The sequence below is a fragment of the Candidatus Annandia pinicola genome, assembly GCF_020541245.1.
GTDB lineage: Bacteria > Pseudomonadota > Gammaproteobacteria > Enterobacterales > Enterobacteriaceae_A > Annandia > Annandia pinicola.
The window spans coordinates 147,846-162,105 of record NZ_CP045876.1; the positions used below are offsets into that span (position 1 = coordinate 147,846).

A 14,260-nucleotide genomic window follows, 5' to 3' on the forward strand; every position below is an offset into this window, starting at 1 on the left:
TTAATTATTAAAAAATAATAAGAAAAAATAAAATGAATAATAAGTTAAAAGATTATATTATTGGTTTATCATTTTCTATTTTATTAAATTTTTTTTCATTAATTGTTTTAAATTTATTATATGTTATTAAAATATATAAAATAATATTTATTTATATTTGTTTATTAACACAAACGTTTATACATTTTTTTTACTTTTTACATTTAAAATTAAAAATTAAAAATAATTGGAATTTAATTTCTTTAATATTTATGATAATAATAATAACCATTATTTTAACTGGATCAAATTATATAATGTTAAATTTAAACCATAAAATATAATGATAAAAAATATGAAAAAAATAAAAATATTTTTTAAAATATTCAAACCAGGAATAATATTAGGAAATATTTTATCTTTAATTACAGGTTTTTTTTTAGCTAGTCAAAAACAAATTAAATTTAAAATATTAATAATAACTATAATATCAATTATTTTTATAATTTCTTCTTGTTGTGTATTAAATAATATAATTGACATAAACATAGATTGTAAAATGAAAAGAACTAATAATAGAATATTAGTAAAAAAAAAAATTTCTATTAAAACAGCTTTTTTAATTTCTATAATTACAAGTTTAATAGGTTTTACTATATTATATTATAAAATAAACAAATTAGTTTTATATATTTCTATTATAGGTTTTTTAGTATATATTATAATTTATAGTTTAATTTTAAAAAAATATTCCATATATAGTACATTATTTGGTAGTATTTCTGGAGCTATTCCACCTGTTATAGGTTACTGTTCTGTAACTAATAAGTTTGATTTTAAAGCATTACTTTTATTTACAATATTTATTTTATGGCAAATACCTCATTTTTATTCAATTTCTATTATTCATTTAAAAGATTATAAAAAAGCTAAAATTCCTATATTTGTTATTATTAAAGGAATAATAAAAACTAAATATAATATTATTTTTTATATAATATTATTTTCTATAATGCATTTTTTTTTATTAATTAATTATTTTAATGATTTTAAGTGTATAATAGTGTCTTTAATTTTAGATTTTGCATGGATTTTAGTTTCAATATTGGGATTAAGAACATTAAAAAATGAATTATGGTCTAGAGTAATTTTTATTTTATCTATATTAATAATAATAATATTTAGTATTACTAGTTTTTGTAATTATAATTTTTAAAATTAATTATAAAAATAATAAAAAAAAATATAAGAAAATATGAATAAAAATGAAAATAAAACTATTATTAGTCTAATTACAGTATTCATATTACGTATGTCTGGGATTTTAATGTTATTACCAATTATGAATATGTATTTACCAACATATTCTAATAAAAGTAATTTAATTTCTATAGCAATATCTATATATGGATTATTACAAATATTATTTCAAATTCCATATGGAATATTATCTGATATAATGGGAAGAAAACCAGTTATAAAATTAGGTTTAATTATTTTTATGATAGGTAGTATTGTCGCCTCTTGTAGTAATAATATTTATATTATTATATTAGGTAGAATTATACAGGGTTCTGGAGCTATTAATACTATTATTTTATTATTAATTTCAGATTTAATTCAAGAAGAAAGTATACCTAAAGCTATGGCAGCTTTAAATATTCTTTTATTTTTTACATACTTATCATCTCTTATAATAGGTCCTATGATTGCATGTATTATTGGTTTAAGAAGTTTATTTTTTTTTATGTCTATTTTATCTTTAATTGCTTTTTTTGTGTTATTATATTTAGTTCCTGAAGAATATCCTATATATTCTAAATTTAATTTTAGAAATAAAATTTTAAAAGTTATTAATAATTTACAATTATTAAAAATTAATTTTAGTGTTTTATTTTTACATTTATTATTAAATATTATGTTTTTAAATTTATCAAATAAACTAACATCTGCAGGATTTGATGTTGATGAACACTGGCAAATGTATTTAATAGAAATATTTATAGCTTTATTTTTAGCTATTCCAATTATTAAAATTATTGAAATTTTTAATAGTATTAAAAAAGCAATAATAAATATTATAATTTTAACATTCTTTATATTTTTAATTTTATGGAAATTTAATAAATATCTTTGGTTATTAATTTTATCTGTACAAATATTTTTTATAATTTTTAACTTATTAGAATCAGTATTACCATCTATGATTAATAGAGAATCTTCATTGTTATCAAAAGGTGCTGCTATGAGTTTATATAGTACATTTCAATTATTAGGTTCTTTTTCTGGTAGTATAATAAGTAAATATATAAAATATAAATTTAATATAGATTATTTATTTATGGCAACACTTGTACTTATAATAATATGGTTATTAATAATATTAACTATAGAAGAACCCTTAAATAAAAGTAATGTTTGTATTCAATTAAATAGAAAATTATCTCATGTATCTATTAATAAATTATTCAATAATAAAGGAATTTTAGAAGCTCATTTTTCATATAACAAAAATTTTTTATATTTAAAAATTAATAATACATTAATTAAAAAAAAAAATATTAAAGATATAATAATACAGCAAAAAAAATAAAAAATTATAAATTAATATTATTAAATTTCTTATAAAAATTTTTAATAAAATTTTCAAATTTATTTTTATAAATAGCATATCTTATATTTGACATTAAATTTTCATAAAAATATAAATTGTGTATAGTATTTAATCTTAATCCTAAACTTTCTTTACGTTTATCTAAATAATGTAAATATGAACAACTATAATTTTTACATGTATAACAAAGACAATTAATATCAAGAGGGTTTATATTGTTTTTATATATAACATTTCTAATTCTTATGATTCCATTATTAGTAAATAAATATCCATTTCTAGCATTCCTAGTTGGTATAACACAATCAAAAAGATCTATACCAAAATATACACTGTTTATTATATCTATAGGAGTTCCTACCCCCATTAAATATCTTGGTTTATTTTCAGGAATTTGTAAACATGTATTTTTTATAATACGATACATGTCTTCTTTAGGTTCTCCTACTGATAAACCTCCTATAGCATATCCATCAAAATCTATTTTAATATTTTCTTTTATAGAAATATCTCTTAAATTTTGAAATACTCCACCTTGTAAAATACCAAATAAATAGTTTGAATTGTTTATATTATTAAAATATTCTTTACTAATTAAAGACCAATTAATAGATTTTTTCATAGAATTATATACTTTATCATAATTTAAAGTATAATAAATACATTCATCAAAAACCATAGAAATATCAGATCCTAAAATGTATTGAATATAAATTGATTTTTTAGGATCCATACTTACTATTTTACCATTTATAGGATTATAAAAAATAATTTTTTTATTATCAATATTAATTATTTTTTTTAAACTAAAAATTTGAAAACCTCCAGAATCAGTTATAATAGGTTTTTTCCATTTCATAAAATTATGTAAACCACCATTACTTTCAATCATTTTAATATCACAATTTAAATACATATGTAAAGCATTATTTAAAATCATATCACTACCTATTTCTTTTAATTCATTTAAAGATATTGATTTAATAAATCCATAAGTTCCTACTGGCATAAATGCTGGTGTTTTAACAATACCATTTTTTAGAAAAATATAACCACAACGAGCATTTTTAAATTTTTTATATATTTTAAATTTCAATTAATACCTCTAAATTTATTAATTAATTTTATCTAAAAAAGCAGTAGGATTATATGTAATTAACATTGCATCTCCATAACTAAAAAAATTATATTTTTTTTTAATTGCTATTTTATAACACGACATTATATTATAATAACCAGCAAAAGAAGAAACAAGTATAATTAAAGTAGAATAAGGTAAATGAAAATTAGTTATAAGAGCATCTACTATTTTATATTTATAACCAGGATATATAAATATCCCGGTGTTTTGATTTAATGATGTAATATATTTTGATTTAAAAATTATACTTTCTAATGCACGTAAAGTACTAGTACCTACTGCAATTATACGATTTCCTTTTAATTTACATTTAATAATCTCATTTATCGTATTTTTTGTAACAATTACATACTCTTTATGTATAATATGATTTTTAATATTTGATGATTTTACTAAATTAAAAGTACCATATCCTATATGTAATGTAATAAATATTACTTTTATTCCTTTATTTTTTATTTTATCAAGTAAATATTTATTAAAATGTAATCCAGCAGTAGGTGATGCAATAGATCCATATTTACTACTATATATTGTTTGGTACTCATATATATCTTTACTTTTTTTTTTAATATAAGGTGGTAACGGTATATTACCAAAGTTATTTATTATATCCCATATTTTAATTTTAGATTTAAATTCAATTTTATATAAAAAATTACGTTTAGATTTTATAATAGCGTAAATATTATTATTTATAAACAAAAATGTATTAATATTTATTTTTTTATTTGATCTTATTATACCTAATATTGTATTACTATTTAAAATTTTATTTATTAATATTTCTACTTTACCACCACTTATTTTTTTTGCAAAAATTCTAGCTGGTATTACCCTAGTATTATTTAATATTAATAAATCATTTTTTTTCAAAATATTTATAATATTATTGAATTTACCATGATATATTTTTTTTTTAACACTATCTAATATCATTAATTTTTTTTTTTTATTTTTTATTGGATATTGACGAATTAGTTTCTTTGGTAATTTAAAAAAAAAATTATTTAAATGCATATATAAATCTCATTAAAAAAATTTTTTAAGTTTTACAAAAAAAAATTTTTTAATAATATTATAAAAATAATATAATATTAAAAAAATAAATACTATAATAGTTGGTAATAACCAAGATAATTCTTGTTGAGATAAAGGTAAATTATATGAAAAACATTTTATTATTTTAGTTTTTTGAATAATATCTATAATACTAAAAACTAAACTTGTAATAACTGTTATAAATATAATGTTTGTATTACAAAATAAATTTGATAAAAAACTTGTAGTAACTAATACCATACATGGTGGACATATTGCTGCTAATATAGGAATAGAAAATTTTATTAATTGATCTAAACCTAAATTAGTAATCAAAATAGAAATTAGGCTTATTATAAATACTATTTTTTTATAAGATATAGGCAAATATTTATAAAAAAATTCTGCACATGCACATGTTAAACCTATTGCAGTTACAATACAAGTAATAAAAATTAAAATACTAAGAAAATAATTTCCAAAAATACCAAACATGTTATTAACATAAGCACTTAAAATTTCAATACCATTAGATTTTTGACTAATTATTGAACCACTATTAGATCCAAGTTTAAATAAGCTTGAATAAACAATAATTATACCTAATCCAGAAATTAAACTAGTTAAAATAGTATAATAAACTAAACGTTTAACATTATATACCCCTTTAGATTTTATAGCATTAATTATAATAATACCAAACATTAAAGATCCTAAAGTATCCATAGTTAAATAACCATTAATAATACCATTAGAAAATGCTGCGTTTTTATATATATCTATTGCATTAGTAGTAGTTTTTCCTGAAATATTAAATATTACTGAAATACTTAACATAAGTAAAGCTATTGTTTTTATAGGAGCTAAAAAATATCCTATTGTATTTAATAATTTTCCAGGATACAAAGATATAATATTAATAATTATAAAATAAATTATACTATATATGAATAGAGAAATATTAGAATTGCCAATAAAAGGAGCAATATCTATTTCAAAAGATACTGCTGCTGTTCTAGGAATAGCAAAAAATGGACCTACTGATAAATAACATATTGTAATTAATGCAATGCCCATTATTTTACCTATAGGAGATATTAATTTATTAATACTTCCCCCTTTATTTGCTAAAGCAATTATTGATATTGTAGGTAATATAGTTGCTGTAATTAAAAAACCTATAGCAGCATTCCATATATATATACCAGATTGTATACCTACCATTGGAGGAAATATTATATTTCCTGCTCCTACAAATAAAGCAAAATTCATAAAACTAATAGCAAATATATCTTTATAAGATAATTTTTCTTTCATATTTAATACCTTATTTATTAAGTTTAAAATAAGTTTATTTAATATTATTAAAAAAAATAAATTAATTTTTAAAATAATTTATTTTTATTAAATTTAATAGGAAAATAAAATGGTTTTAGTTTCTCAAATAGCTCCAGATTTTACTTCATCAGCTGTATTGGGTAATGGAGAAGTAATAGAAAATTTTAATTTAAAAAAATTTACTAAAAATAAAAATGTAGTATTATTTTTTTGGCCAATGGATTTTACTTTTGTTTGTCCTTCTGAATTAATAGCCTTTAATAACAGATATGAAATTTTTAAAAAAAAAAAAACTATTATTATAGGAATATCAATAGATTCTATTTTTGTACATTGTGCATGGAGAAATACACCAATTGAACAAGGGGGAATAGGTAAAATAAAATTTACAATGGTATCTGATATTAAAAGAAAAATACAAAAATCTTATGGTGTAGAACATCCTAAATTAGGTATTGCATTAAGAGGTTCATTTTTAATAGATAAAAATAGAATAATAAGACATCAAATTATAAATGATTTACCCTTAGGAAGAAATATTGATGAAATGTTAAGAATAATTGATGCTTTACATTTTCATGAAAAATATGGTGAAGTTTGCCCAGCTCAATGGTATAAAGGAAAAAAAGGAATAGTAGCTAATGATAATGGTATAAAAAATTATTTATCCGAATCATATAATGATTTAAAATAATTCCAAAGGAGAATTTTTTATTCTCCTTTAATAAAATATTAAAATTATTAATCATTTTCTGAAAAATTATCGTAATCATCATCATTATAATCATAATTATCATCATAATCTTCTGATAATTCCGTATTTGAAATAAAATTATCATTATTATATTCATTTTTATTTATATTGTTAATATCATTATCTGATTCTTCTTCATTTATAATATTTAATATTTCTTCTGATTTATTATTATTATTTTTATTAAATAATCCGGTTAATAGATTTCCCATAAAAACACCACCAGCAACACCTACTGCAGTTTGTAAAGCATTACCTAAAAAAGTACTATTACTATTTTTATTATAATTATTATTTATGTTATCTTCATTATTAATATTATTTTTTTTTTTATCATTATAATTAAACAATTTAGAAAATATACTTTTATTATCACTTAAAGAATTTTTATTAATTTTATTTTTTAATTTTTTTATTTTTCTATTTAACATTTTAATAGCCGCTTCTTGTACTAAAATAGTTTGTGTTATATAATATGCTGCATAAGGTTGTTTAATAAAGTTTTTATTAATTAGTTTTTCTGCCATTGTATCCTTTTTAATCCCCATATTTTCTATTTTTTTTAATTTAAAAAATAATTCTTCAATTAAATTTTTTTCTTCTATTTTCAATTTTATATTTCCTAATTTTATTATTTAATATTAATAAATTAATAATAAATAATTTTATATTATATTTTTTTTAAGTTATATGATTTTATAAAAAACATAGAGAGCAAATTATAATGTCAATAATATTATATTTAATAGGTATGAGAGGAACAGGTAAAACTACTATTTGTAAAAAATTATCTAAAAAAATTAATTATTTTTTTTTAGATATAGATAATTATATTACAAAATTATATTGTAAAAATATATCTGAAATAATATTTAATAATAATTGGCAAAAATTTCGTAACTATGAAAATTTTGTATTAAAAATAGTTAATAATAAGAAAAACATTATTATATCAACTGGTGGTGGAATAATTTTATTAGATAAAAATATTAAATATATGAATAATAATGGCAAAATAATATATTTATGTGCTAATTCAAAATTAATTTTGAATAGATTAAATAATGATAAAAAATTAAGTCAAAGACCTAGCTTAACTAAAAAAAATTTAAAACAAGAAGTAATAGAAATATTAAAAAAAAGAAAAAATAAATATGAAAAAACATCAGATTATAAAATTTTATCAAAAATATCAATTACAAAAATTTTAATGAATATATGTTTATATATATTAAAAATAAAAAAAAATAATATCAAATTATAATTATTTAAAATATTATAAAATAAATATATAAAAGGTATCTTTTTGAATATAAAAAAAATAATTTCATTAAAAACAAGACAAGCAATGTCTATTTTTAATATACCTAAATTTTATAAACCAATAGTACATCCTTCTAAAGATAAATTTTTAATAAAATACCAAATTAACGGTATATTAAATTGTTCTAAGAATTTAAATACATATTCCTTAAATTTATCTATAAAAATAGCAAATAAAATTAATTTATATAATATATCTAAAAAAATTATAGTTTACAATCCTGGTTTTATTAATATATATTTTAATAATAAATGGTTATCTGAACAATTATTATTAAAATTATCTTTACCTAAACTTGGTATTAAAAAAAAAAAAAGTATAAATATAATTATAGACTATTCTTCACCTAACGTTGCTAAAGAAATGCATGTAGGGCATTTAAGATCTACTATTATTGGAGATTCAATTTTTAAAATATTAAAATTTTTAGGATATAAAGTATTTAAAGCTAATCATATAGGTGATTGGGGACAACAATTTGGATCACTATTAGCATATTATTTCAAAAATAAAAAAAAAATAAAAAAAATTGATTTAAAAAACCTAGAAAAATTTTACAAAAAATCTAATAAAAATTATAAAACAAATAAAAATTTTTCTAAATACTCAGATTATTGTTTATTACAATTATATAATGGTAAAAAAAAATATATAAAAATATGGAAAAAATTTGTAAGTATCACTATTAATTATAATCAAAAAATATATAAAAAACTAAATGTAAGTTTATGTAAAGATGATATTTTTGGAGAAAGTTTTTATCACAATTATTTATCAAAAATTGTAATAGATTTAAAAAAAAAAAATATAGCTGAAATTATAAATGGTAATACAGTAATTAAATTAAAAGAATTTAATAATAGAAATGGAAATATCATGGGTATTATTATTAAAAAAAAAAATGGTATATTTTTATATAGTACAATTGATATAGCTTGTATAAAATATAGATTTGAAAAACTAAAAGCAAAAGAGATTATATATTATGTAGATAATCGTCAAAAACAACATTTAAAACAAGTATTTAATATTGTACATAAAGCAAACTATATAGATAAAAAAGTAAAATTAAAACACCATCATTTTGGAATGATACTAAACAATAATGGTAAACCTTTTAAAACAAGAGAAGGTAATAATATTAAATTAAACTATCTAATAGAAAAATCTATAAAAAAATCTAAAAATATGATATTAAAAAAAAATATTAATATAAAAAAAGATAAATTAGATTTTTTATCATCAATATTAGGAGTAGGTGCTATAAAATATTCAGATTTATCAAAAAATAGAACTACAAATTATGTTTTTAATTGGAATAAAATACTATCTTTTGAAGGAAACACTTCATTTTATATTCAATATGCATATACTAGAATTTTTTCTATTTTTAAAAATACAAATTTTAATTATAATTATTTATCTTCTAAAAAAATTATATTAAAAAATAAAAACGAATCTAATATTGCAATAAAAATTTTACAATTTGAAGAAAATATTATTGAAGCTTCTAAATTAGGAATGCCACATATTATTTGTAGATACTTATATGATTTAGCATCATTATTTTCATTTTTTTATAGTAAATATCCAATACTATATTCAAAAAATAATATAAAAAAAATTAATAATTTGCAACTATTATTATTAATAGCTAAAACTTTAAAAATAGGATTAAATATGATAGGAATTGATACTGTAACTTTTATGTAATAAATTATTTAACAAAAATAATTTATATAAATTTTTTTTTTAAATATATAGGATTAATATTTTTATTAAAAAATACATTATTTTTATTAAAATATTTTATAGTTAAATCAATCATATCTATTGAATTTATTTCATCAAATAAATTAATATTATTTGATAAATCATTTTTTAATTTTATATTTAAATATCCTTTTAAACTAATAATTATCCAAAAGCATGATTTTAAAATTATATCTTTTACATTAAAAAGTTTATTAATAGATATTTTTTTTTTATATATTGTCCATAATCCTTTAATATTTTGATATTTTCCTATATATATTTCATTATAATCACTATTAACTATTGATAATATCTTTTTTACTTTTTTTTTTTTATATAATTTATATGCAATAATATCTAAAATAGAAATACTTATTAAAGGTATATTCATACCAAAACTTAATCCTTGAGCAATACTAATATTCATTCTTATATTAGTAAAATGACCAGGACCATTTAAAAATGATATTGCTTCTAATTGATTAATTTTTAAATTGTTATTATTTAGTATTTCTTTTATCATTAATAAAATGTGATCATTTCCGTTTTTATAACATATATTTTCTAAATAACTAATTTTTTCATTTATAATTAAGGAAACTGAGCACTTTTTGTGATTAACATTAATTATTAAAATTATCATATATTAGCCTTTAAAGCATTGTTTTTTTTATCTATAATTTTAATTTTATTTTTTTTTAATTACTTTATTTTTATTATATAAAAATTTTACTATTAAATATATTAATTTTTTATTTGTTAAATTAAAATTTTTATTAATAAAATAATTTTTTATCATTTATATATTTATTATAAATAAATAATTATTAATAATTTTATTATTTATTTATTTTTGATTAATATAATAGTTAATTTTAATTAGTTTTAATTTAATTATCAATAATATTTTTTAAATTTATTTATTATTAACTAAATATAGTTAATAATAAATAAATTATTAATAATAGTATACTTTTTTATATTATTATTTTTTTATCTTTTTTTCTTTCTATAACCTCTTCTATGTTTTTGTTTTCTTCTTTTTTTTCTCTTTTTTTTTTTTTTCTAAATCTTCTTTTTTTTTTTTTTCTTCTTTTTTTTATATCATCTTTTATTTTTTTATATTTTTTTTCTATATTTTTTTCTACTTCTTCACATTTTTTTTCTTCTATAACTTTTTCTGTCTTTTTGTTCTCCTCTATATTATATTCTATTTTCTTTTTATTTTCTATATTATCTTCTATTATTTTTTTATATTCCATATCATGCTCTTCTATATTATCTTTTATTATTTTGTTCTCTTCTATATCATACTTTTCTATATCATCTTCTATGCTTTTAATCTCTTTTATATCATACTCTTTTATATTATCTTCTATTTTTTTGCTATCTTCTATATCATTTTCTATTTTTTTGTTATCTTCTATATATTTTTTATTTTTAATTTTATAACGAAGTATATAATTAAAAAATTCAACTAAAGAAGCAAAAAATATAATGCTATATAAATAACTTTTAGGTATATAAATACTAAAACCACTTAATACTAAATTTATACCCATTAATAAAAGAAAACTTAAAAATAAAAGAACTACATTAGGATTATCATTTAAAAAAATAACTATTTTTTTAGATAAAAAGAAAATAATAATCATTACTATTAATATTGATAAAAAAATAATCCATATATTATCAATAATCCCTATAGAAGTAATAATGGAATCAATAGAAAATAATGAATCTAAAAAAACTACTTGTGATATAACGTAATAAAAAAAATATTTATCATTTCTCTCCTTTATATTATCTTTTTTTTTATGATTTTTATTAATAAAATTATATATTTCTATAGAGGTTTTTATTAATAAGAAAAATCCTCCAAATAAAAATGTTAAATTTTTTATAGAAAAATTAAAACTTAATATATTTAATATTTTATTAAATTTAGAAGTCCAATAAACAATATATAATAATAAAAACCTAGCTAACATAGCTAATAAAATACCTATATTACTTGCTTTATCCCGTTTATTATACGGAAGTTTACTTATAATAATTGAAATTAATATTAAATTATCAATACTTAGTAACATTTCTAATAATACTAAAATAATTAAATTAACTATTAAACTATATACTTCCAATACCACTCCGTTTTTTTTTATTATTATTATTATATAATATATTAATATATTATATAATATATTAATATAGGGATTAAATAACTAAAAAAAATCAAAATTATATTATTATTATATATATTTTATAAATAGTCTAAACTACAATATTATAAAATATATTTTTCAATATATCATAATATTATTTTTAAGTTTAGACTATATTATATTTTATTATATAATATTATTTTCCCAAATTATTCATCTACTAATTATTATTAAATAGAAACTACATTTATAGCTGCTGGACCCTTTTGACCATCTTGGATTTCAAATTCAACATTTTGCCCTTCAGATAATGTCTTAAAACCATTACCCTGAATAGCCGAAAAGTGAACAAAAACATCTTTACTTCCATCAGCTGGAGTAATAAATCCAAAACCCTTAGACTCGTTAAACCATTTAACTTGACCTTTAATTTTTGTCATTTTAAAATTCCTTGCACTTATTTAAAAAAAATAAAAAAACTAATTTATTATTAAATATTAAACATTTATATTACAATATAAATGATATAGATGTAATAATAACACTTATTGAAATAAAATTATATCATTATAAAATAAAATAGTCAAATGTTTTTTTAATTTAAATATTGTACTTAATAAAATAATATTTTATCAATAATCTAAATATTAATTTAATAATAGATATATAACAAAATTATTTAATATTAATAATTTTTTATTTCTATACCAGCATGATATTTATATAGTTTTTGATTACTCTTTTTCCAGGAATTTATAATACTATCTATCCATAACCAAGATAATTCAATTTCATTTTTATTTACAAATAAACTTTGAGAATTATTAATTACTTCTAATAAAAGGCGCTCATATGAATCATATATATAATCATAATTAAATGATTTTTTATAATCAAAGTTTAAATTTACTTCTTTTAATAAAAATTCAGATTCTAAATTAGGAACTTTATTCATTATATTAATATCTATACTTTCTTTATTTTGTAAGTTTATTATTATCTTATTATTATATATTTTTTTTATATATTTATTAAATATATTAATAAATGGTTTTTTTAGATAAATAATAATTTCTGATTTTTTTTTATTTAATCTTTTTCCTGTATTTAAATAAAATGGAACTCCTGACCATTGAAGATTATCTATATATGTACATATTGATATAAAAGTTTCTGTTTTACTATTTTTATTAGCCCCCAATTCTTCTAAATAACCTGGAACTATTTTACCATTTACTACACCATTAATATATTGTCCTTTTATAGTATATTGTTTTATATTATTTATATCAATTTTTCTCAAAGACTTTAATACATTAATTTTTTCATTTTTTATATTTTTACTACTAAAATTATTTGGTTGTGACATAGCAATAATACTTAATAACTGTAGAAGATGATTTTGTATCATATCTCTTGTTTGACCAATATTATCAAAATAATTCCATCTTCCCTCAATACCTATTTCTTCATATATATTTATATAAATACTTTCAATAAAATTATTATTCCAAATATTTAAAAATAATGTATTAGCAAATCTTAAAACAAATAAATTTAATACTGTTTCTTTACCTAAATAATGGTCTATATAAAATATTTGTTTTTCTTTAAAATATTTATTTATTTCTTTATTTATTATTTTAGAAGTGTTAAATGAATTTCCAATAGGTTTTTCAACTATTATACGTACATTTTCATGATTTAAATTAATATATGTTAAACCTTTACATATATTTTTAAATATTTTAAATGGAACTGCAAAATAACTAATAATTATTTTATTTTTACAATTAATTAATTTTTTAATCTTTATAAAATCTTGAATATTATTAATATCTAAATTAATAAATAATATTCTTTTAATTAATCTGTTAAATACATTAATATCAATACAAGAATTTAGAAAGCTAATTAAAGAATAATAAATAAAACTAATATATTTTTTTTTATCCCAATTAGCTCTACCAATACCAATAATATTATCATTATTTTTTAAATAATTATTTTTTTCTAAATTATATAATGCAGGAAATAATTTTCTACGAGCTAAATCACCTTTAGTTCCAAAAATTAATAAATCATAAGATTTATTATTTATATTATTCATTTTAAAAATTCCAAAAAAAATTTATATTTTATCATTTAT

At 16.9% G+C, this 14,260-nt stretch carries 14 protein-coding genes; 6 read left to right on the forward strand and 8 right to left on the reverse strand.

What is annotated here, in order from left to right; genetic code table 11:
* Nucleotides 1-32: 32 nt before the first annotated feature.
* From GFK87_RS00715 to GFK87_RS00725, 3 genes are read left to right on the forward strand one after another with little or no spacing between them, the layout of a single operon-like run.
* The gene (locus GFK87_RS00715; protein WP_226799271.1) at nucleotides 33-323 is read left to right on the forward strand and encodes a cytochrome C oxidase subunit IV family protein; all 291 of its coding nucleotides are present in this window, start codon (nucleotides 33-35) and stop codon (nucleotides 321-323) included.
* An 11-nt stretch (nucleotides 324-334) separates the two neighbouring features.
* The gene (gene cyoE, locus GFK87_RS00720) at nucleotides 335-1,195 is read left to right on the forward strand and encodes a heme o synthase (RefSeq protein ID WP_226799273.1); all 861 of its coding nucleotides are present in this window, start codon (nucleotides 335-337) and stop codon (nucleotides 1,193-1,195) included.
* A gap of 39 nt (nucleotides 1,196-1,234) precedes the next feature.
* Nucleotides 1,235-2,572 carry an MFS transporter gene (locus GFK87_RS00725; RefSeq protein WP_226799275.1) on the forward strand — a complete coding sequence of 446 codons (1,338 nt, stop codon included), beginning with the start codon at nucleotides 1,235-1,237 and terminating at the stop codon, nucleotides 2,570-2,572.
* A 4-nt stretch (nucleotides 2,573-2,576) separates the two neighbouring features.
* Here the strand turns inward: GFK87_RS00725 and tgt are convergent, their stop codons facing one another.
* The 3 genes from tgt to brnQ are packed head-to-tail and all read right to left on the reverse strand — an operon-like array spanning nucleotide 2,577 to nucleotide 6,092.
* Nucleotides 2,577-3,689 (reverse strand): tRNA guanosine(34) transglycosylase Tgt, encoded by a 1,113-nt coding sequence (tgt, locus tag GFK87_RS00730; RefSeq protein ID WP_226799277.1) that lies wholly within the window; start codon nucleotides 3,687-3,689, stop codon nucleotides 2,577-2,579.
* Nucleotides 3,690-3,707: 18 nt separating this feature from the next.
* Nucleotides 3,708-4,754 (reverse strand): tRNA preQ1(34) S-adenosylmethionine ribosyltransferase-isomerase QueA, encoded by a 1,047-nt coding sequence (gene queA / locus GFK87_RS00735; RefSeq protein WP_226799279.1) that lies wholly within the window; start codon nucleotides 4,752-4,754, stop codon nucleotides 3,708-3,710.
* Between the two features lie 12 nt (nucleotides 4,755-4,766).
* Nucleotides 4,767-6,092, reverse strand: coding sequence for a branched-chain amino acid transport system II carrier protein (brnQ, locus tag GFK87_RS00740; RefSeq protein ID WP_226799281.1), 1,326 nt, complete (start codon nucleotides 6,090-6,092; stop codon nucleotides 4,767-4,769).
* Nucleotides 6,093-6,201: 109 nt separating this feature from the next.
* Here brnQ and GFK87_RS00745 point away from each other — a divergent pair, with 109 nt between their 5' ends.
* Nucleotides 6,202-6,807 (forward strand): peroxiredoxin C, encoded by a 606-nt coding sequence (locus tag GFK87_RS00745; RefSeq protein ID WP_226799283.1) that lies wholly within the window; start codon nucleotides 6,202-6,204, stop codon nucleotides 6,805-6,807.
* Nucleotides 6,808-6,854: 47 nt separating this feature from the next.
* Here GFK87_RS00745 and GFK87_RS00750 read toward each other — a convergent pair whose 3' ends face one another.
* Nucleotides 6,855-7,478 carry a DUF2076 domain-containing protein gene (locus GFK87_RS00750; protein WP_226799285.1) on the reverse strand — a complete coding sequence of 208 codons (624 nt, stop codon included), beginning with the start codon at nucleotides 7,476-7,478 and terminating at the stop codon, nucleotides 6,855-6,857.
* 113 nt (nucleotides 7,479-7,591) lie between these two features.
* On the opposite strand from GFK87_RS00750, the gene GFK87_RS00755 reads away from it, so the two are divergent.
* Together GFK87_RS00755 and argS are read left to right on the forward strand one after the other, a co-directional pair.
* The gene (locus tag GFK87_RS00755; RefSeq protein WP_226799287.1) at nucleotides 7,592-8,131 is read left to right on the forward strand and encodes a shikimate kinase; all 540 of its coding nucleotides are present in this window, start codon (nucleotides 7,592-7,594) and stop codon (nucleotides 8,129-8,131) included.
* Between the two features lie 42 nt (nucleotides 8,132-8,173).
* On the forward strand, nucleotides 8,174-9,904 hold the full coding sequence (gene argS / locus GFK87_RS00760) for an arginine--tRNA ligase (RefSeq protein ID WP_226799288.1): 1,731 nt from the start codon (nucleotides 8,174-8,176) through the stop codon (nucleotides 9,902-9,904).
* A gap of 22 nt (nucleotides 9,905-9,926) precedes the next feature.
* Here the strand turns inward: argS and tsaB are convergent, their stop codons facing one another.
* From tsaB to zwf, 4 genes are all read right to left on the reverse strand, one after another.
* A complete protein-coding gene (tsaB, locus tag GFK87_RS00765) occupies nucleotides 9,927-10,589 on the reverse strand; it encodes a tRNA (adenosine(37)-N6)-threonylcarbamoyltransferase complex dimerization subunit type 1 TsaB (RefSeq protein ID WP_226799289.1) in 663 nt (220 codons plus the stop codon).
* A gap of 334 nt (nucleotides 10,590-10,923) precedes the next feature.
* A complete protein-coding gene (locus tag GFK87_RS00770) occupies nucleotides 10,924-12,096 on the reverse strand; it encodes a TerC family protein (RefSeq protein WP_226799290.1) in 1,173 nt (390 codons plus the stop codon).
* A 245-nt stretch (nucleotides 12,097-12,341) separates the two neighbouring features.
* The gene (cspE, locus tag GFK87_RS00775; protein WP_226799292.1) at nucleotides 12,342-12,551 is read right to left on the reverse strand and encodes a transcription antiterminator/RNA stability regulator CspE; all 210 of its coding nucleotides are present in this window, start codon (nucleotides 12,549-12,551) and stop codon (nucleotides 12,342-12,344) included.
* Nucleotides 12,552-12,796: 245 nt separating this feature from the next.
* A complete protein-coding gene (zwf, locus tag GFK87_RS00780) occupies nucleotides 12,797-14,221 on the reverse strand; it encodes a glucose-6-phosphate dehydrogenase (RefSeq protein ID WP_226799293.1) in 1,425 nt (474 codons plus the stop codon).
* Nucleotides 14,222-14,260 lie beyond the last annotated feature (39 nt).

Coding starts and splice junctions, on each gene's coding strand:
- GFK87_RS00725 (WP_226799275.1), top strand. CDS start 1,235: ATGAATAAAAATGAAAATAAAACTATTATTAGTCTAATTACAGTATTC.
- zwf (WP_226799293.1), bottom strand. CDS start 14,221: ATGAATAATATAAATAATAAATCTTATGATTTATTAATTTTTGGAACT.
- cspE (WP_226799292.1), bottom strand. CDS start 12,551: ATGACAAAAATTAAAGGTCAAGTTAAATGGTTTAACGAGTCTAAGGGT.
- GFK87_RS00755 (WP_226799287.1), top strand. CDS start 7,592: ATGTCAATAATATTATATTTAATAGGTATGAGAGGAACAGGTAAAACT.
- tsaB (WP_226799289.1), bottom strand. CDS start 10,589: ATGATAATTTTAATAATTAATGTTAATCACAAAAAGTGCTCAGTTTCC.
- brnQ (WP_226799281.1), bottom strand. CDS start 6,092: ATGAAAGAAAAATTATCTTATAAAGATATATTTGCTATTAGTTTTATG.
- cyoE (WP_226799273.1), top strand. CDS start 335: ATGAAAAAAATAAAAATATTTTTTAAAATATTCAAACCAGGAATAATA.
- queA (WP_226799279.1), bottom strand. CDS start 4,754: ATGCATTTAAATAATTTTTTTTTTAAATTACCAAAGAAACTAATTCGT.
- GFK87_RS00745 (WP_226799283.1), top strand. CDS start 6,202: ATGGTTTTAGTTTCTCAAATAGCTCCAGATTTTACTTCATCAGCTGTA.
- GFK87_RS00715 (WP_226799271.1), top strand. CDS start 33: ATGAATAATAAGTTAAAAGATTATATTATTGGTTTATCATTTTCTATT.